At 58.6% G+C, this 18,847-nt stretch carries 15 protein-coding genes; 6 read left to right on the plus strand and 9 right to left on the minus strand.

What is annotated here, in order from left to right; translation table 11 throughout:
• Nucleotides 1–18 precede the first annotated feature (18 nt).
• The 4 genes from trmB (at nt 19) to BM373_RS12625 (ending at nt 2,953) form a co-directional block, all read left to right on the plus strand.
• The gene (trmB, locus tag BM373_RS12610) at nt 19–738 is read left to right on the plus strand and encodes a tRNA (guanosine(46)-N7)-methyltransferase TrmB (protein WP_090461911.1); all 720 of its coding nucleotides are present in this window, start codon (nt 19–21) and stop codon (nt 736–738) included.
• Nucleotides 738–1,064, plus strand: a complete 327-nt coding sequence (locus BM373_RS12615; protein WP_090461913.1) for a YggL family protein — start codon at nt 738–740, stop codon at nt 1,062–1,064. The genes trmB and BM373_RS12615 overlap by 1 nt, the downstream gene beginning before the upstream one ends.
• Before the next feature lie 56 nt (nt 1,065–1,120).
• A complete protein-coding gene (locus BM373_RS12620) occupies nt 1,121–1,840 on the plus strand; it encodes a YggN family protein (protein ID WP_090461915.1) in 720 nt (239 codons plus the stop codon).
• 114 nt (nt 1,841–1,954) lie between these two features.
• Nucleotides 1,955–2,953, plus strand: a complete 999-nt coding sequence (locus tag BM373_RS12625; RefSeq protein ID WP_090461917.1) for a DUF1202 family protein — start codon at nt 1,955–1,957, stop codon at nt 2,951–2,953.
• Between the two features lie 146 nt (nt 2,954–3,099).
• Here BM373_RS12625 and rluA read toward each other — a convergent pair whose 3' ends face one another.
• The 6 genes from rluA to araB form a co-directional block, all read right to left on the minus strand.
• Nucleotides 3,100–3,759: a bifunctional tRNA pseudouridine(32) synthase/23S rRNA pseudouridine(746) synthase RluA gene (gene rluA, locus BM373_RS12630; RefSeq protein WP_090461919.1), complete on the minus strand. Its 660-nt coding sequence runs from the start codon at nt 3,757–3,759 to the stop codon at nt 3,100–3,102.
• Between the two features lie 12 nt (nt 3,760–3,771).
• The gene (gene rapA / locus BM373_RS12635; protein ID WP_090461921.1) at nt 3,772–6,678 is read right to left on the minus strand and encodes an RNA polymerase-associated protein RapA; all 2,907 of its coding nucleotides are present in this window, start codon (nt 6,676–6,678) and stop codon (nt 3,772–3,774) included.
• A gap of 177 nt (nt 6,679–6,855) precedes the next feature.
• A complete protein-coding gene (gene polB, locus BM373_RS12640; RefSeq protein WP_090461922.1) occupies nt 6,856–9,213 on the minus strand; it encodes a DNA polymerase II in 2,358 nt (785 codons plus the stop codon).
• A 182-nt stretch (nt 9,214–9,395) separates the two neighbouring features.
• Nucleotides 9,396–10,091, minus strand: coding sequence for an L-ribulose-5-phosphate 4-epimerase (araD, locus tag BM373_RS12645; RefSeq protein ID WP_090461924.1), 696 nt, complete (start codon nt 10,089–10,091; stop codon nt 9,396–9,398).
• A gap of 130 nt (nt 10,092–10,221) precedes the next feature.
• Nucleotides 10,222–11,724 (minus strand): L-arabinose isomerase, encoded by a 1,503-nt coding sequence (araA, locus tag BM373_RS12650; RefSeq protein WP_090461926.1) that lies wholly within the window; start codon nt 11,722–11,724, stop codon nt 10,222–10,224.
• Between the two features lie 11 nt (nt 11,725–11,735).
• A complete protein-coding gene (gene araB, locus BM373_RS12655; protein ID WP_090461928.1) occupies nt 11,736–13,430 on the minus strand; it encodes a ribulokinase in 1,695 nt (564 codons plus the stop codon).
• Between the two features lie 339 nt (nt 13,431–13,769).
• Between araB and araC the strand changes: the two genes are divergently transcribed.
• Together araC and BM373_RS12665 are read left to right on the plus strand one after the other, a co-directional pair.
• Nucleotides 13,770–14,615, plus strand: coding sequence for an arabinose operon transcriptional regulator AraC (araC, locus tag BM373_RS12660; RefSeq protein ID WP_090461930.1), 846 nt, complete (start codon nt 13,770–13,772; stop codon nt 14,613–14,615).
• A gap of 82 nt (nt 14,616–14,697) precedes the next feature.
• Nucleotides 14,698–15,468 (plus strand): DedA family protein, encoded by a 771-nt coding sequence (locus BM373_RS12665; RefSeq protein WP_090461932.1) that lies wholly within the window; start codon nt 14,698–14,700, stop codon nt 15,466–15,468.
• A gap of 111 nt (nt 15,469–15,579) precedes the next feature.
• Here the strand turns inward: BM373_RS12665 and thiQ are convergent, their stop codons facing one another.
• Genes thiQ through thiB form a run of 3 tightly spaced genes read right to left on the minus strand, consistent with a single transcriptional unit; the run spans nt 15,580 to nt 18,825 of the window.
• Entirely contained in the window at nt 15,580–16,281 is a 702-nt protein-coding gene (gene thiQ, locus BM373_RS12670; RefSeq protein WP_090461934.1) for a thiamine ABC transporter ATP-binding protein ThiQ, read from the minus strand.
• Nucleotides 16,265–17,866, minus strand: a complete 1,602-nt coding sequence (gene thiP, locus BM373_RS12675; RefSeq protein ID WP_090461936.1) for a thiamine/thiamine pyrophosphate ABC transporter permease ThiP — start codon at nt 17,864–17,866, stop codon at nt 16,265–16,267. The genes thiQ and thiP overlap by 17 nt, the downstream gene beginning before the upstream one ends.
• Nucleotides 17,842–18,825 (minus strand): thiamine ABC transporter substrate binding subunit, encoded by a 984-nt coding sequence (gene thiB / locus BM373_RS12680; protein WP_090461938.1) that lies wholly within the window; start codon nt 18,823–18,825, stop codon nt 17,842–17,844. Before thiB ends, thiP begins: the two co-directional genes overlap by 25 nt.
• Nucleotides 18,826–18,847 lie beyond the last annotated feature (22 nt).

An 18,847-nucleotide genomic window follows, 5' to 3' on the forward strand; every position in this document is an offset into this window, starting at 1 on the left:
CACAAGCAGACTTACTCTATGAAGAACGACGTCATTTCACCGGAATTTGATGAAAACGGTCGCCCGTTGCGCCGCATCCGCAGCTTTGTCCGCCGTCAGGGTCGCCTGACCAAAGGCCAGGAGCACGCGCTGGAAAACTACTGGCCGGTGATGGGCGTTGAGTTCACCGAAACCCCGCTCGATTTCACCGCGCTGTTTGGCCGCGATGCGCCGATCACGCTGGAGATCGGTTTTGGCATGGGGGCGTCGCTGGTGGCCATGGCAAAAGCGAAGCCGGAGCAGAATTTCCTTGGCATTGAAGTGCACTCGCCGGGTGTGGGCGCATGTCTGGCGTCGGCCCATGAAGAGGGCGTGGAAAACCTGCGCGTGATGTGTCACGACGCGGTGGAAGTGCTGCACAAAATGATTCCTGACAATTCTTTAAACATGGTTCAGCTCTTTTTCCCTGACCCATGGCACAAAGCGCGTCATAATAAACGCCGCATCGTTCAGGTACCGTTCGCTGAACTGGTGAAAAGCAAACTGAAGCTGGGTGGCGTTTTCCATATGGCGACCGACTGGGAAGCCTACGCGCAACATATGCTTGAGGTGATGACCTCCATCGACGGCTATAAAAATCTGTCGGAAACGAATGACTATGTACCGCGCCCGGAATCACGTCCGGTAACCAAATTTGAACAGCGTGGCCATCGTCTTGGTCACGGCGTATGGGACTTAATGTTCGAGAGGGTGAAATAATGGCAACGAACCGTAGCCGTCGTCTGCGTAAAAAAATGCACATCGACGATTTTCAGGAATTTGGCTTTTCCGTCGCGTGGCGCTTCCCGGAAGGAACCAGTGAAGAGCAGATCGACCAGACCGTTGACGATTTTATCAATGAAGTGATCGAGCCGAACAAGCTGGCGTTTGACGGCAGCGGCTACCTCGTCTGGGAAGGGCTGATTTGCAAACAGGAAATCGGCAAATGCACCGAAGAGGATCAGGCTCTGGTGCGCAAATGGCTGGAAGGCCGCAAATTTGACGATGTACGCATCAGCGAACTTTTTGACGTCTGGTGGGACTAAAGAGATACCGAAAGGGCCAGCAAATGCTGGCCCGTTTTGTCTGCGAAGGAGTTTTTATGATGCGCAAAACGCTGCTGGTGGCGGCACTGACGGTAACAACCTTTACCGCTCAGGCAGAATACAAATGTAGCGTCACGCCGCGCGACGACGTGATTATCAGCCCACAAACCGTGCAGGTGAAGGGCGAGAACGGCAATCTGGTGATGACTCCGGACGGCAACGTGATGTTCAACGGCAAACAGCCGACTCTCACTGCCGCACAGCGCGAGCAGGCGAAGGATTATCAGGCCGATCTGCGCACCGCGCTGCCGTGGATCGACGAAGGCGCACGCACCCGCGTGGAAAAGGGCCGGGTGGCGCTCGATAAAATCATCGCCAAAGAGGTCGGTGAGAGCAGCAATATGCGCGGTCGCCTGACCAAACTCGACGCTCAGCTCAAAGAGCAGATGAACCGCATCCTTGAGCACCGCCCGGACGGTTTAACCTTCCATTACAAAGCCATTGATGAAGTGCGCGCCAACGGGCAGCAACTGGTGAATCAGGCGATGGGCGGCATTTTGCAGGACAGCATCAACGAGATGGGCGCGAAAGCGGTGCTCAAAGGCGGCGGTAATCCGTTGCAGGGCGTACTGGGCAGCCTCGGCGGATTGCAGACGTCGATCCAGAACGAATGGAAAAACCAGGAAGCGGATTTTGAGCAGTTCGGTAAAGCCGTGTGCAGCCGCGTGGTCTCTTTAGAAGAGAGCCGCAAGGCGCTGGTAAGCGGCCTGAAATAAGCATTACCCCGGCTACCTGCGCGGCAGGTAGCTCGTCAAAATGAGATTCCATTTATCCGCCGTGTGCCGCTAATTCCGTATGATCCGCCGTTTACTCATAAAAGGAATTTGCAAATGGCACACGGCTGGAAATATGGCGCACTCCTTCTCTGTTGTACCTCTTTTCAAGTGCTGGCGGATGTCAGTGCGCCCCCGGATGAAACCCTCAAACAGCAGTTTTCCGAACAGTTCGGCGGCACGATGCGCCTTGAAAGCATCACGCTTCGCCAGCTCGATGAAATGGGAAACCGGGTGACCTGGATGGCAGAAGGCGATATCGCCGCTACCGAAAATCTCTACGCGATGGTCGGGATGGCGGCGGATTACCGCTTTTACGAACAAACCTGGGTCAAAGACCGCCCGGTCAAGTTTTCAGCGATGGTGACGTCGACAGGCACCCCGGCGTCCGGCTGGACAACCGAGTTTTTTTCTATGCAGATGGCGGCGAAAAACGCGGGCCACACGCTCAAGGACAAGAAAGAGATCGATCTGATTGTCACCGACAACGATTTTACCGCCCGGCTGACAAAGATAGAGGACGGGTATGAGGCTAAAAAAGTCCAGTTGGATAAGTGGCAGAAAGAGAAAGGGCAACTAAGTGCAAAAGCGGATGCGCTGAAAAAGAAAATCGACACATCCTGGACGGATAAAAACGGCAAACCCACCGATCGCGCTACGGTTGAGCGAGAAAATGATGAAGCGTTGCAAAAGGTGTTCAACCAGCAAGGCAGTTCGGTGGAGTTTAAGGAGCATTACCTTAAAACGGTGTACGAGCCAGCGGTTGCCGCCTGTCAGAAAAAACCGGACTGCGATATCTACCCGCTGATGGCTGCCAGAGATAAAGCGCTGGCGGAGCAGCAACAGCAACACTCCGCTGCGCCTAAAACGTTGAGTATGAAAATTGACGCGAAAATGGCGGCAGGCGATAAAAAAGTGGAGCCGCTGCAAAAAGAATGGCAAGAGGTGCAGGGGCAAATAGGTCGGCTGAATATGGAGATGGATGAGGTTCAGCGGGAGTACGACCGCTGGCAGAAGGATATCAAAGGCCTGCGTGAGCGCAGGGTAATTAGGTAGGGGTTTACCCTCACCCTAACCCTCTCCCTGAGGGAGAGGGGACAGATCGAGCGTGGACTTGCCTTTCCCCCTCTCCCTCATACCGAGCACGGTCCCGCTTTTCCCCCTCTCCCTTAGGGAGAGGGCAGGGGTGAGGGTGTACGAACCTAAAAATCCGCCGGAGCCTTAAACGTCATGCTATTCCCAAAGTCCGGATGCGTAATCGTCAGCATCTCCGCATGCAACTGCAATCGTGGAGCCAGCGCCAGCGCTTCCGGTGGAGCATAGAACCGGTCGCCTAAAATCGGATGCCCTAACGCCAGCATATGCACACGCAACTGGTGAGAGCGCCCGGTAATCGGCTTTAACAGCACGCGGGCGGTGTTATCCGCCGCGTAGTCCAGCACCACATACTCCGTCTGCGCCGCTTTCCCGGTTTCATAACAGACCTTCTGCTTCGGACGATTCGGCCAGTCGCAGATCAGCGGCAAATCCACCAGACCTTCTGCTTTTTCTGGATGACCGAAAACGCGCGCCACGTACTGCTTCTTCGGCTCGCGCTCGCGGAACTGGCGCTTAAGCTCGCGCTCGGCGGCTTTGGTCAGCGCCACCACAATCACCCCGCTGGTCGCCATATCCAGGCGATGCACCGACTCGGCCTGCGGATAATCGCGCTGAATGCGCGTCATCACGCTGTCTTTGTGCTCGTCAAGACGACCAGGCACGGACAACAAGCCGCTCGGCTTGTTGACCACCATAATGTGCTCGTCCTGGTAGAGAATGACCAGCCACGGGTCCTGCGGCGGATTGTAGGGTTCCATCAACATCATCTGCTCCGGTTACTGATGCGTCACAACGATCAAACGCAGGGCATCAAGACGCCAGCCCGCCTGCGCCAGGCTTTCCATCACCTGCTGGCGATTGCTCTCAATGGCTGACAGTTCGTCATCACGGATGTTCGGGTTCACCGCTCTGAGCGCTTCCAGACGCGACAGTTCCGCCGACAATTTCTCATCGGCTTCATTGCGCGCGGTCTCAATAAGCGCTTTCGCCGCTTTTTCGATCTGTCCTTCGCCCTGCTGCAAAATGGCATGCACGTCAGGCTGCACGGCGTTGACCAGCTTGCTACCGGTATGACGGTTCACCGCGCTGAGCTGGCGGTTGAAGGTTTCAAACTCCACCTGGGCGGCGAGGTTGTTGCCGTTTTTATCCAGCAGCATGCGCACCGGCGTGGCGGGCAGGAAGCGGTTCAACTGCAACTGCTTCGGTGCCTGCGCTTCAACCACATAAATCAGTTCAAGTAACAGGGTGCCGACCGGCAAGGCTTTGTTTTTCAACAGGGAAATCGTGCTGCTGCCGGTGTCGCCGGAGAGGATCAGATCCAGACCGTTGCGGATCAGCGGATGTTCCCAGGTAACAAACTGCGCATCTTCACGCGAAAGGGCCACGTCACGCTCAAAGGTGATGGTGCAGCCATCTTCCGGCAGGCCAGGGAAATCCGGCACCAGCATGTGATCGGACGGGGTCAGCACGATCATGTTCTCGCCACGATCGTCCTGGTTAATGCCGACGATATCGAACAGGTTCATGGCAAAGCTAATCAGCGCCGTGTCGTCATCCTGCTCTTCAATGCTTTCTGCAAGCGCCTGCGCTTTTTCGCCGCCGTTGGAGTGGATCTCCAGCAGACGGTCGCGGCCCTGCTCAAGCTGGGCTTTCAGCGCGTCGTGCTGTTCGCGGCAGCGTTTGATCAGATCGTCAAAGCCGTCAGTATTTTCCGGGGCCGCGAGGAAGCCGATCAGATCGTTATACACGCTGTCGTAGATCGCGCGCCCGGTCGGGCAGGTGTGCTCGAACGCGTCCAGCCCTTCGTGGAACCAGCGCACCAGCACGGACTGGGCGGTTTTCTCCAGGAACGGGACGTGGATCTGGATGTCGTGCGCCTGACCGATACGATCCAGACGACCGATACGCTGCTCCAGCAGATCAGGGTTGAACGGCAGGTCAAACATCACCAGGTTGCTGGCGAACTGGAAGTTACGCCCTTCAGAACCGATTTCCGAGCACAGCAGCACCTGCGCGCCGCTGTCTTCTTCGCCGAACCAGGCCGCCGCGCGGTCGCGTTCGATAATCGACATGCCTTCGTGGAACACCGCCGCACGGATGCCTTCGCGCTCGCGCAGCACCTGCTCCAGTTGCAGGGCGGTGGCGGCTTTGGCGCAGATCACCAGCACTTTCTGCGAGCGGTGGCTGGTGAGATAGCCCATCAGCCACTCAACGCGCGGGTCGAAGTTCCACCAGGTGCCGGTATCGCCTTCAAATTCCTGATAAATCTGCTCCGGGTAGAGCATGTCGCGGGCGCGTTCTTCCGCGCTTTTGCGCGCGCCCATGATGCCGGAGACTTTAATTGCCGTCTGATACTGCATCGGCAGCGGCAGTTTGATAGTGTGCAGCTCGCGTTTCGGGAAGCCTTTCACGCCGGTACGGGTGTTACGGAACAGCACGCGGCTGGTGCCGTGGCGGTCCATCAGCATGGAAATCAGCTCCTGACGGGCAGATTCCGCGCCGTCGCGGTCGCTGTTCGCGGTTTGCAGCAGCGGTTCGATATCCTGCTCGCCAATCAGATCGCCCAGCGTATTGAGTTCGCTGTCGGAGAGATGTTTGCCTGCCAGCAGCATGGCGACCGCGTCCGCCACCGGGCGGTAATTGTGCTGTTCTTCAACGAACTGCGCAAAATCGTGGAAGCGGTTCGGATCAAGCAGGCGCAGACGCGCGAAGTGGCTCTCCAGCCCCAGTTGTTCCGGGGTCGCGGTCAGCAGCAGAATGCCCGGCACGCGCTCGGCCAGTTGTTCAATGGCCTGATATTCGCGGCTCGGCGCGTCTTCGCTCCACACCAGATGGTGCGCTTCGTCGACCACCATGATGTCCCACTCGGCGTCGCACAGGTGCTCCAGACGTTGCTTGCTGCGGCGCACGAAGTCCAGCGAGCAAATCACCAGTTGTTCGGTTTCAAACGGGTTGTCGGCGTCGTGCTGAGCTTCGGCGTAGCGCTCATCGTCAAACAGCGCGAAGCGCAGGTTAAAGCGGCGCAGCATTTCGACCAGCCACTGATGTTGCAGAGTTTCCGGCACCACGATCAGCACGCGTTCAGCCGCGCCGGAAAGCAGTTGTTGATGCAGGATCATGCCCGCTTCGATGGTTTTACCGAGGCCCACTTCATCGGCCAGCAGCACGCGCGGCGCGTGGCGGCGACCCACATCGTGGGCGATGTGCAACTGATGCGGGATCAGGCTGGTGCGCTGACCGCGCAGGCCGCTCCACGGCATCCGGTACTGTTCGCTCTGATATTTACGCGCACGGTAGCGCAGGGAGAAGCGATCCATACGGTCGATCTGCCCGGCGAACAGGCGGTCCTGCGGTTTGCTGAACACCAGCTTGCTGTCGAGCAGCACTTCACGCAGCACCACGCCCGTTTCCCCGGTGTCAGGGCGGGAACCGATATAGGTGAGCAGACCATTTTGTTCTTTTACTTCATCAACATGCAGTTCCCAACCTTCGTGGCTGGTGACCGTATCGCCTGGATTGAACATCACGCGGGTGACTGGCGAATCGCTGCGGGCATACAGACGGTTTTCCCCGGTAGAGGAGAAAAGCAGAGTGACGGTACGCGCATCCATCGCGACAACAGTTCCAAGTCCCAGTTCGCTTTCTGTATCGCTGATCCAGCGTTGACCAAGTGTAAAAGGCATAAGTATTCGGCTCTATATCTCTAATTGCAGGCAATAGTTCGACCACCGTCTGAGTACGACGGCGCTTCAAAAATGGGGCCAGGATTGGGAAGGGCGCTATGGTACTGGATGGCAAAGCGTTCGTCACGTATTCGTCATAATTCAAATCGCGGGTACGTTGGCTTTCCTCGTTCACTCTTAAAAGAGTCCCATCTGTCCTGTGACAAGTGTAGCAAAATCATCCTGCATGAACGGCAGGATCCCCTCCGCAACCGGCTGGAGTTGCTTCGTGAGGTAGTGATCGTAATCGAGCGGCGAGCGCTGATAGGCGACGGGTTCCGGGCCGTTGGTGGTCCAGACGTACTTAATGGTGCCGCGATTCTGGTACTGCAACGCCCGGCCCAGCTTTTGGTTTTCCTCATCGGCAAGGCGCGCGGCGCGGACGTGCGGCGGCACATTGCGCTGGTACTCCGCCAGCGGACGACGCAGCCGCTTGCGGTAAATCAACTGGTCATCTAACTCCCCGGCCATCAGTCTGGCGATGGTGTCGCGGATGTAATCCTGATAGGGCTCGTTGCGGAAAATCCGCAAATAGAGCGACTGCTGAAACTGCTGCGCCAGCGGCGTCCAGTCGGTGCGTACCGTTTCCAGTCCCTTAAACACCATCCGCTGGCTGTCGCCCTCCTGAATCAGTCCGGCGTAGCGCTTCTTGCTGCCGGTATCCGCCCCGCGAATGGTCGGCATCAGAAAGCGTTTGAAATGGGTTTCAAACTCCAGTTCCAGCGTGCTGGTTAAGCCCGCCTGTTGCAGATGCGACTGCCACCAGGCGTTCACCTGCGCCACCAGTTTATTGCCCGTTCGCGCGGCGTCCTCTTCGCTGTGCGCGCCTTTCAGCCAGACGAAGGTGGAGTCGGTATCGCCATAGATCACATCAAAACCTTCGGCTTCAATCAGCGTTTTGGTCTGACGCATGATCTCATGCCCGCGCATGGTGATCGACGAGGCGAGACGCGGATCGAAGAAGCGGCAGGCGCTGGTGCCGAGCACGCCATAAAACGAGTTCATGATGATCTTCAGCGCCTGCGAGAGTGGCTTATTGTGGTGGCGTTTGGCTTCATCGCGCCCGTGCCAGATCTGCCCGATGATCCCCGGCAGGCAGTGCGTTTCGCGGGAGAAGCGCGCGCCTAAAAAGCCTTCGGTGCTGTGGGTCTCATCCGGCTGCGCCAGGCCTTCTATCAGCCCGACCGGATCGATAAGAAAGGTGCGGATAATCGACGGATACAGACTTTTGTAATCGAGCACCAGCACCGAATCATAAAGACCAGGCCGGGAGTCCATTACATACCCGCCGGGGCTGGCCTGCGGCGGCACGTCACCGAGATTGGGGGCGACATAGCCTGCGCGATGCATCCGGGGTATATAAAGGTGGCTGAATGCGGCCACCGATCCGCCGTGGCGATCCGCCGGTAACCCGTTGACCGTTGCCCGTTCGAGTAAAAACGGCATGATCTCGGTTTTATGGAAAATGCGCGTCACCAGCTCGCAGTCTTTCAGGTTATAGGTAGCGAGCGCGGGCTTATCCTGGGCAAAGCGGCGGTCGATTTCGTCCATGCGATCCCACGGATTATCGATCGCTTTGCCCTCGCCGAGCAGTTCCTGGGAGACCGATTCCAGTGAAAAAGAGGAGAAGTTCCAGAACGCGGATTTCAGCGCTTCGATGCCGTCGATGATGAGTCGCCCGTTCGCCTGGGCGAAGAAAACGCCGTTTTTGAAACCGTGCTCGCGCCACTCCAGCGGGCTGTTGCCGCGCCCCAGGGTTAACGGGATGCCGTAACGCTCGGCGAGTTTTTGCAGCATCCGCAGATCGAACTGCACCACGTTCCAGCCAATCAGCACATCGGGATCGTGGGTGGCAAACCAGGCGTTGAGTTTTTCGATAAGCTGCGGGCGGCTGTTGACGTACACCAGTTCGAAATCAAGCGTTGAGGCATCGCCATTTTCCGGGCCGAGCATATACACCGTGCGCTGGCCGCAGCCCTCAAGCCCGATGCAGTACAGCTCGCCGTGGCGGGTGGTTTCGATATCCAGCGACACCCATTTCAGCGGCGGGCGGTAATCCGGGTGCGGTTTTAAGCGTGCGTTAATCAGCGAGCCGTTGTGCGCCTCGCCATCCACCCAGACGGGCGCGGTAATAAAACGCTCCATCAAAAAGCGCTCCGGCGGGCGGATATCGGCCTCATACACCGTGACGCCACCTTCACGCAGCAGTTTGTGGTAACGCATGAGCTGGCGATGCGCCCGGCAATAAAGGCCGTGCACCGGTTCGCGGTGGAAATCTTTGAGTTGAAGCGGCGTGAGGCGGTACTGGCTTCCACCCGTCAGCAGGCGCTGCGCGTCGGCAACCTGTGCCGAGGGAATAAACGCCACAGACTCCTGCGGCGGCAATACCACATGCAGCGGACCGGTATCCGTCGCCAGCCAGAATTCCACCTCAGTACCCTGGGGTGTATCCCGCCAGTTTCGGGTCAGTAAAAAACCTTCTCGCGCCTGCGCCACAGCCTGATCTCACAAATAAAAACCAGGCGTGATTATAGCCTGGTTTCAGATGAGGTGCTGGGGTTTTGTACAGTGCTGGCCCCTCACCCCGGCCCTCTCCCCAGGGGAGAGGGGGAAGGGCAGGCCGCACTCGATCTATTCCCTCTCCCTCAGGGAGAGGGCCAGGGTGAGGGTCAGGGGGTTTACTGCCCGTAATACGCTTTCGCCCCGTGCTTACGCAGATAATGTTTATCCAGTAGCGTTTGTTGCATGTCCGGTAATTCCGGGCTGAGCTGGCGGGTGAAAATCCCCATATAAGCGATTTCTTCCAGCACGATGGCGTTGTGCACCGCATCGGAGGCGTCTTTACCCCAGGCAAAGGGGCCGTGGGAGTGCACCAGAACGCCGGGCATTTGTGCCGCGTCTATTCCACGGGTGTTAAAGGTTTCGACAATCACATTGCCGGTTTCCCATTCGTATTCGCCGTTGATCTCTGCGTCGCTCATTTTGCGGGTGCAGGGAACCGGGCCGTAGAAATAATCCGCATGGGTGGTGCCGGTGGCCGGGATCGATTTCCCCGCCTGCGCCCAGATGGTGGCGTGGCGTGAGTGGGTATGCACGATGCCGCCGACCGACGGAAACGCCTGGTAAAGCAGGCGGTGCGTTGGTGTATCGGAAGAGGGCTTTTTGGTGCCTTCTACCACTTCACCGGTTTCAATGCTGACCACCACCATGTCGTCGGCGGTCATGACGCTGTAATCCACGCCCGAAGGTTTGATGATGAACACGCCCTGCTCGCGATCGACAGCGCTGACGTTACCCCAGGTAAGCGTCACCAGGTTGTGTTTTGGCAGGGCCAGGTTGGCTTCAAGTACCTGGCGTTTGAGATCTTCTAGCATGTTGTACTCCACCGTTTTGAGGACCCCTCACCCCGACCCTCTCCCCTGGGGAGAGGGGGAAAGGCCAGCCCGCGCTCGATCTGTCCCCTCTCCCTGTGGGAGAGGGTTAGGGTGAGGGGAAAACCCCCTGTTAACGTTTTGACCCGTAATACACTTCATTCCAGCGCAGCGCGTCTTTGAACGCAGGCAGGCGGGTGTCGTTGTCGATCACCGCGATCTCAATATCGTGCAACTCTGCGAACTGGCGCATATCGCCGAGATCCAGCGCATGGCTGAACACGGTGTGGTGCGCGCCACCGGCGATGATCCAGGCTTCGGAAGCCGTCGCCAGATCCGGCTGGGCTTTCCACAGGGCGTTGGCGACCGGCAGCTTCGGCAACTGATGCGGCGCTTCGACGGCGTTCACGCAGTTCACCAGCAGGCGGAAGCGATCCCCCAGATCGATCAGGCTGGCGTTGATCGCCGGACCGGTTTTGGTGGAGAAAATCAGACGGGCGGGATCGGCTTTGCCGCCAATGCCGAGGTACTGCACGTCGAGGATCGGTTTCTCATCCAGCGCAATGGTCGGGCACACTTCCAGCATGTGCGAGCCGAGCACCAGATCGTTGCCTTCCTCAAAGTGATAGGTGTAATCCTCCATAAACGAGGTGCCGCCGGAGAGACCTGTAGACATCACTTTCATGATGCGAAGCAGAGCGGCGGTTTTCCAGTCGCCTTCGCCCGCAAAGCCGTAGCCCTGCTGCATCAGACGCTGTACCGCGAGGCCAGGAAGCTGTTTCAGGCCGTGCAGATCTTCAAAGGTGGTGGTAAACGCATGGAAGCCACCCTGTTCGAGGAAGCGCTTCATGCCCAGCTCGATACGTGCCGCGTCGATCACGTTCTGGCGTTTATCGCCGTTGACCTGTGCCGCTGCCGTCAGGCGGTAGCTGCTTTCGTACTCATCCACCAGCGCGCTCACGTCGCCGTCGCTGATGCTGTTCACCACCTGCACCAGATCGCCCACCGCCCAGGTGTTAACCGAGAAGCCGAATTTGATTTGTGCCGCGACTTTATCGCCGTCGGTCACCGCCACTTCGCGCATGTTGTCGCCAAAGCGGCACACTTTCAGATGGCGGGTATCCTGTTTGGACACCGCGTGGCGCATCCACGCGCCGATGCGCTGGTGTGCTTTCTGATCCTGCCAGTGTCCGGTTACCACGCTGTGCTGCTGACGCATCCGCGCGCCGATAAAGCCGAACTCACGGCCGCCGTGCGCGGTCTGGTTCAGGTTCATAAAGTCCATATCAATGCTGTCCCACGGCAGCGAAGCATTGAACTGGGTATGGAATTGCAGCAGCGGTTTATTGAGGATGGTCAGGCCGTTGATCCACATTTTGGCCGGGGAGAAGGTGTGCAGCCACACCACCAGACCGGCGCATTTGTCGTCGTAATTGGCGTCACGGCAAATGGCGGTGATTTCATCCGGCGAGGTGCCGAGCGGTTTGAGCACCATTTTGCACGGCAGTTTGGCTTCGCTGTTCAGCGAGTTCACCACCTGTTCGGCGTGCTGCGTCACCTGGCGCAGGGCTTCCGGGCCATACAGATGCTGACTGCCAATCACAAACCAGACTTCGTAATTATCGAAAATTGTCATTTATCGTGTCCTTAATGGGTCAGAGCCGCCTGCGAGGTAAGGGGCTTTGAAGGGAGATAATGTTGCTCAGCGCTTAATGCCCAGCGCTGGTAGCGGCGATAGAGGTGTTCAAAACGCTGTGCCTGAGACGGGTTCGGTTGCAGCGTGCTTTCGATGCGGCTGGCCATGGCGTTTTGCGCGGCCGGAATATCCGGGTGATCGCCTGCGGCAACGGCGGCAAAAATCGCCGCGCCGAGCGCACAGCACTGATCGGAAGCGACAATTTGCAGCGGACGGTTCAGCACATCGCAGCAGGCCTGCATAATCACCGGGTTTTTACGCGCAATGCCGCCGAGCGCCATCACGTTATCCACGTCGATACCCTGTTCGGTGAAGCATTCCATAATGGCGCGTGCGCCAAAGGCGGTGGCGGCAATCAGCCCGCCGAACAGCACCGGCGCATCGGTGGCGAGATTCAGATCGGTGATCACGCCTTTCAGACGCTGGTTGGCGTTCGGCGTGCGGCGACCGTTGAACCAGTCGAGAATGACAGGCAGGTGATCGAGCGACGGGTTATCCGCCCACGCCTGGGTCAGAGCAGGCAGCAGTTGTTTCTGGCTGGCGGCGATCTGCGTTTTCAGTTCCGGGTGTTGCAGGGCGAGTTGCTCCAGCGGCCAGCCGAGAATGCGGCCAAACCAGGCGTAGATATCACCAAACGCGGATTGTCCGGCTTCAAGGCCGATGAAATCCGGCACCACGCTGCCGTCGACCTGGCCGCAAATGCCCTTGACCGCGCGATCGCCCACGCTTGGCTTGTCGGCAATCAGAATGTCGCAGGTGGAGGTGCCGATCACTTTCACCAGCGTGTTCGGCTGTGCGCCCGCGCCGACGGCACCCATATGGCAGTCAAACGCGCCGCCGGAAATCACCACGTTTTGCGACAGGCCGAGGCGTTGCGCCCACTCCGCGCTGAGATTGCCAACCGGCAGATCGGCGGTATAGGTGTCGGTAAACATCGGGTAAGCGAGATGTTTATTGAGAAGCGGGTCCAGCTCATCGAAGAAGCTGGCAGGCGGCAGACCGCCCCAGCTTTCATGCCACAGCGATTTATGCCCGGCGCTACAGCGGCCACGGCGAATCGCCTGCGGACGGGTGGTGTCGGATAACAGCGCCGGAACCCAGTCGCACAATTCAATCCACGATGCCGCCGCTTGCGCGACCGCTTCATCCTGGCGGGTGACATGCAGAATTTTTGCCCAGAACCACTCGCTGGAATAAATCCCGCCGATGTAACGCGAATAATCGACCTTCCCGGCGGCATGGCACAGGCGGGTGATCTCTTCGGCTTCTTCCACTGCGGTGTGATCTTTCCACAGCACGAACATGGCGTTCGGGTTGTCGGCGAACTCCGGGCGCAGGGCCAGCACGCGCCCTTCGGCATCTACCGGGGCAGGCGTTGAGCCGGTGCTGTCCACGCCGATGCCACTCACCTGCTGGCGCTGCGCGTCACTCAGTTGCGCCAGCACGCTTTTCACCGCGGCTTCCATCGACTCAATATAATCACGCGGATGATGGCGGAACTGGTTATTCGGCGCGTCGCAATAGCGCCCTTCCTGCCAGCGCGGGTACCATTCAACGCTTGTGGCGATCTCTTCGCCGCTTGCACAATCCACCGCCAGGGCACGCACCGAATCGCTGCCAAAATCGAGGCCAATTGCAATTGCCATCCTGTTACTCCATCAGAATTGATCGTATGGAGAAACATTAGTGACAGGTGCATAAAACGGTCAGGCAGGATCCGCTAATCTTATGGACGAAAATGCTATGGCAATGGAAAGTGTGACTAACAGCAAATATTCAATGTGGACATTTCTGCCAGCTTTATAGACACTTCTGTTAGCCCATTTCAACCTGCATGGCGAAACGAAAACCGGGTAAAGTGCTTTTATCAGGCGGGGTTGAAAGTCCGTGCGCGCTCAGGCACGTGCGGGAAAAGGGCAGGGTAATGACGTGAATCACAATATGGACAATTTGTTTCCTTAACCCCTCTCAGGAGTACGGCGTTTATGGCTGAATCGCAAAGTGATCCCTTGCTGCCAGGTTACTCTTTTAATGCACATTTAGTGGCGGGACTGACACCGATTGAGGCCGACGGTTATCTCGATTTTTTTGTCGATCGACCACTCGGCATGAAGGGCTACATCCTCAATCTGACGGTGCGCGGGGAGGGGATTGTTAATAACAACGGCAAACAGTTCACCTGTCGCCCCGGCGATATTCTGCTCTTCCCGCCGGGGGAAATTCACCACTATGGCCGCCACCCGGATGCCCGCGAATGGTATCACCAGTGGGTTTATTTCCGCCCGCGCGCCTACTGGCATGAGTGGCTGGCCTGGCCGACGATTTTTGCGCAGACCGGTTTTTTCCGCCCGGACGAAGGGCATCAGGCGGTGTTCGGCGAGTTATTCGACCAGATTATCAGCGCCGGGCAGAGTGCCGGACGCTACACGGAACTGCTGGCGATCAATCTTCTTGAGCAGGTTTTGCTGCGCCGTATGGATGCCATCAATGAATCGCTGCATCCGCCGCTGGATAACCGCGTGCGTGACGCCTGCCAGTACATCAGCGATCACCTCGCCGATAACCATTTCGACATCGCGGGCGTGGCGCAGCACGTCTGCCTTTCGCCGTCGCGTCTGTCGCATCTGTTTCGCCAGCAGCTTGGCGTCAGCGTGTTGAGCTGGCGTGAAGATCAGCGCATCAGCCAGGCAAAACTGCTGCTGAGCACCACGCGGATGCCGATTGCCAGCGTCGGGCGCAACGTCGGCTTTGAAGATCAGCTCTATTTCTCCCGCGTATTTAAGAAATGCACCGGTGCCAGCCCGAGTGAATTTCGTGCAGGTTGTGAATAAAAGGTAAATGAAACGAAAAGAGCCGCCCGGTGGTCTGACTTAAACAGTAAACTATTCACTGGATCATACTATCGGGCAGGCTATGCAGGCATTTCTGGAACATTTTATTACGCAGTCGGCAACATACACGCTGGTCGCCATCGCGCTGGTGGCTTTTCTTGAGTCGCTGGCACTCGTCGGTTTGATCCTGCCCGGCACGGTAATGATGGCGGGGTTAGGGGCGCTGATCGGCAGCGGCGAGGTCAATTTCTGGTACGCGTGGCTGGCGGGCATTATTGGTTGTCTGCTGGGGGACTGGATTTCGTTCTGGCTGGGATGGCGCTTTAAAAAGCCGCTGCATCGCTGGTCATTCATGAAGAAAAACAAAGCCCTGCTGGATAAAACCGAGCATGCACTGCATCAGCACAGCATGTTCACGATTCTGGTCGGGCGTTTTGTCGGCCCCACGCGCCCGCTGGTGCCGATGGTGGCCGGGATGCTGGATCTGCCGGTATCGAAGTTTATTCTGCCAAACATTATCGGCTGCCTGTTCTGGCCGCCGTTCTACTTTTTACCCGGCATTCTGGCGGGCGCGGCGATTGATATTCCGGCGGATGAGCAAAGCGGCGGCTTTAAATGGCTGTTGCTGGCGGCGGCGTTATTGCTGTGGGTAGCGGTCTGGTTGTGCTGGCGGCTGTGGCGCAGCAATAAAGCGGGCAGCGACCGGCTGGCGCAGTATCTGCCGCGCACACGGCTGATTTGGCTCGCGCCGCTGGTGCTCGGCGTGGCAGCAGTGGCCTGTACGGTGGTGATTCGGCATCCGCTGATGCCGGTGTATCTGGAGATCCTTGGGAAGGTAGTGAGTGGTCACTGACGTTAGATCACCCTCACCCCGGCCCTCTCCCTGAGGGAGAGGGGGAAAAGCAAGTCCGTGCTCGATCTGTCCCCTCTCCCTAAGGGAGAGGGTTAGGGTGAGGGTTAGGGGCTACTCCGCCGAAATCCCCAGCAACCCCGACACCGGTGAGCGACCGCTCGCCAGCTCCTGGGTACTGCCATCCCACGCGATGCGCCCGTCGGCGATCACCAGTGCGCGCGGCGCGATCCGCAGGGCGTCTTCCACGCTGTGCGACACCATCAACAGTGTCAGTTGCTGGCGCTGACACACCTCTTTCACCAGCAGCAGCATCTCCTGGCGCAGCGCCGGATCGAGGGCGGAGAAGGGTTCGTCCAGCAGCAGGACCGGCTGTTCGCGCACCAGACAGCGCGCCAGGGCGACACGCTGACGCTGGCCGCCGGAAAGCTGGTCGGGCCGCCGGTCCAGCAGCGCTTCAAGGCCCATCTGGGCGGCGATGGTGGCCAGCTTATCGCGCTGGGCAGCGCTCAGCTTCAGGCCTGGGTCCATTCCCAGCCCAATGTTCTGGCGCACCGTCAGATGGGTAAAAAGATTGTTTTCCTGAAACAGCATCGACACCGGGCGGCGCGACGGCGGGGTGTAAGTGTGCTCGTGGCTTTCAATCATCAGCGTGCCGCTTGCCGGGCGTAAAAATCCGGCAATCAGATTCAGCAGCGTGCTTTTGCCCGCGCCGCTTGGCCCGAGCACCGCGACCTGTTCGCCCTGCTGAATGGAGAGCGAAAAGCGCATCGGCAGATGCTGATAAAGCCAGGTGATATCAATCAGTCTTAACATGGCGGCCCGGAAGTTTTTCGATAACGGTAAACAGTACAAAACAGAGCATAAGCAGGATCAGCGCGGTGACCGCCCCGTCCTGGCTGCGATACGCGCCGATTTGCTGGTAAAGGTAAAACGGCAGGGTGCGGAAGTCGTCGTTGCCAAACAGCGCCACCACACCAAAATCACCAATCGACAGCACGCAGGCAAAGGCCAGCGCCTGCGCCAGCGGGATTTTTAGCGCCCGCAGCTCCACCACCCGTAAACGTGTCAGCCCTTCCATGCCGAGCGACTGGCACAGCAGGGTATAGCGCGCGGCCACGTCGCGCATCGGGTTTTCCAGCACTTTCAGGGCGTAGGGAATAGCCATCAGCGCGTTGGTGAAAATCACGATGCCGTCGGCGGATTCCGGCAGGCCGGTGGCTTCATTGAGCAGTAAAAAGAAGCCAGTCGCCAGCACGATGCCGGGCATCGCCAGGATCAACATGCCGGACAGCTCCAGCGTTTGCCCGGCGAGCGGTTTTTGCCGGGCGCGCAGTTCGCGGCTGCTCCACAGCAGCATCATCGTGAGGATCACGCTCAGCAGCCCGGCGCAGATGGCGATGCGCAGCGAGGTCCACACCGCCTGCCACAGCACCGGCTGGGCCAGCACGTCGAACAGGCTGCGGTTGATACCACCTGCGATCACCGCGACCAGCGGTGGCAACAGCAACAGCAGGGCCAGCACGATCAGCGCGGTATCGGTCACGCGACTGAACAGGCTGTCCTGCGGATCGCGCCAGCCGTGGATCTGGTTGTTGCCGATGGCAATGGCTTTGCTCAGACGCTGGCTTAACAGCACCAGCGCCAGACAGCAGATCATCTGCACCAGCGCCAGCAGCGCGGCGCGGCCCGGTTCGAAGTCATAACTCAGGGCCTGGTAAATCGCCAGCTCAATAGTGGTCGCCTGTGGCCCGCCGCCGAGCGAGAGCACGGTAGCGAAGCTGGCGAAACAGAGCATGAAAATCAGCGCCGCGACGGGCGGAATTTGCCGCCGTAACCACGGCCATTCGACAAAGCGGAAGAACGCCCAGCCGCGCATCCCAAGCTGGGCGGCAAGCTGGCGTTGTTCGCCGGGGATCTGCTCCAGCGCCTGGAGCAGCAGGCGGGTTGCCATCGGCAGATTAAAAAAGACGTGCGCCAGCAGGATGCCCTGCAAGCCGTAGGGCGAGAATGTCCATGACGCACCGAAAATTTGCGCCAGCCAGCCCTGGCGTCCATAGACGCTGAGAATGCCAAACACCGCCACCAGCACCGGCAGGATCAGCGTCATCGCGCACAGGCGCAGCAGCGCCAGCCGTCCGGGAAAGTGGCGGCGATAGAGGGCGCGGGCGAGAAAAATCGCCGGGACGACGGAGAGAAAAGCCGAAAGAAACGCCTGCCAGAAAGAGAAGCGCACGACGTGCCAGAGATAGCTGTCCTGCCAGAGCGCGGCGACATCCGTTACCGGGGCGCTGCGCCACAGGGCAAAAAAGGCCGCCAGCGCGACCGCCACCAGCAGCGTGGCGGCGGCAAGTCCTGGCACCAGCCAGCCGGGGATTAACGGCTGACGGCGCGTTGCCATTCGGTGATCCAGTTAGCGCGCGACGTGGCCACATCCTGCGGGGTGAATTGCAGCGTGGTTTGTGGTTTCACCAGCCCGTCAAAACCGGCAGGCAGCGTCACATTAGTGACCGGATACATCCAGTTGCCGGTAGCAATGGTGTTCTGGAACGCCGGGGTGACCATGAATTTAAGGAATTTTTCAGCCAGTTCCGGCTGTTTGCTGGCAGCGGTGCGGGCAGCGACTTCCACCTGCAAATAGTGGCCTTCGGCAAATCCGGCGGCGGCGTAGTTCTCTTTTTTCTCTTCAACGATGTGATACGCCGGAGAGGTGGTGTAGCTCAGTACCAGGTCGCTTTCCCCTTTCAGGAACAGACCGTAGGCTTCGCTCCAGCCTTTGGTGACGGTGACGGTTTTCGCCGCCAGTTTTTGCCAGGCTTCCGGTGCTTTGTCGCCGTAGACTTTCTGCATCCACAGCAGCAGGCCGAGGCCCGGCGTGCTGGTGCGTGGGTCCTGATAGATCACGCGCCATTTCTCATCGCTTTCAACCAGCTCTTTCAGGCTCTTCGGCGGATTTTTCAGTTTGTTTTTGTCGTAGACGAAGGCGAAATAGCCGTAATCAAACGGTACGAAGGTGTCGTTGTTCCAGCCACCCGGCACGGTCACGGCGTCGTTTGCCACGCCGCTTTTGGCGAACAGTTTGGTTTGCGTGGCGGCTTCCAGCAGGTTGTTATCCAGGCCCAGCACCACGTCGGCTTTGCTGTTTTTGCCTTCCATCCGCAGACGGTTGAGCAGGGATACGCCATCTTCCAGCGCCACCAGTTTCAGCTCGCAGTTGCAGTCGGCTTCAAAGGCTTTTTTGACCGCAGGACCAGGGCCCCAGTCGGCGGCGAAAGAGTCGTAGGTGTAGACGGTGAGAACAGGTTTGGCAAAAGCGGGCGCGGCGAGAAGCAGCAGGAACGGCAGACATTTTTTTAACACTTTGCACCTCAATGAAAAGAGA

It is taken from the genome of Enterobacter sp. kpr-6, from assembly GCF_900116015.1.
In the GTDB taxonomy this organism is placed as follows: Bacteria; Pseudomonadota; Gammaproteobacteria; order Enterobacterales; family Enterobacteriaceae; genus Enterobacter_D.

Excerpts from the sequence above, each read along its gene's own strand:
- trmB (WP_090461911.1), top strand. The coding sequence starts at position 19 with ATGAAGAACGACGTCATTTCACCGGAATTTGATGAAAACGGTCGCCCG.
- BM373_RS12615 (WP_090461913.1), top strand. The coding sequence starts at position 738 with ATGGCAACGAACCGTAGCCGTCGTCTGCGTAAAAAAATGCACATCGAC.
- BM373_RS12620 (WP_090461915.1), top strand. The coding sequence starts at position 1,121 with ATGATGCGCAAAACGCTGCTGGTGGCGGCACTGACGGTAACAACCTTT.
- BM373_RS12625 (WP_090461917.1), top strand. The coding sequence starts at position 1,955 with ATGGCACACGGCTGGAAATATGGCGCACTCCTTCTCTGTTGTACCTCT.
- rluA (WP_090461919.1), bottom strand. The coding sequence starts at position 3,759 with ATGTTGATGGAACCCTACAATCCGCCGCAGGACCCGTGGCTGGTCATT.
- rapA (WP_090461921.1), bottom strand. The coding sequence starts at position 6,678 with ATGCCTTTTACACTTGGTCAACGCTGGATCAGCGATACAGAAAGCGAA.
- araD (WP_090461924.1), bottom strand. The coding sequence starts at position 10,091 with ATGCTAGAAGATCTCAAACGCCAGGTACTTGAAGCCAACCTGGCCCTG.
- araA (WP_090461926.1), bottom strand. The coding sequence starts at position 11,724 with ATGACAATTTTCGATAATTACGAAGTCTGGTTTGTGATTGGCAGTCAG.
- araB (WP_090461928.1), bottom strand. The coding sequence starts at position 13,430 with ATGGCAATTGCAATTGGCCTCGATTTTGGCAGCGATTCGGTGCGTGCC.
- araC (WP_090461930.1), top strand. The coding sequence starts at position 13,770 with ATGGCTGAATCGCAAAGTGATCCCTTGCTGCCAGGTTACTCTTTTAAT.
- BM373_RS12665 (WP_090461932.1), top strand. The coding sequence starts at position 14,698 with ATGCAGGCATTTCTGGAACATTTTATTACGCAGTCGGCAACATACACG.
- thiQ (WP_090461934.1), bottom strand. The coding sequence starts at position 16,281 with ATGTTAAGACTGATTGATATCACCTGGCTTTATCAGCATCTGCCGATG.
- thiP (WP_090461936.1), bottom strand. The coding sequence starts at position 17,866 with ATGGCAACGCGCCGTCAGCCGTTAATCCCCGGCTGGCTGGTGCCAGGA.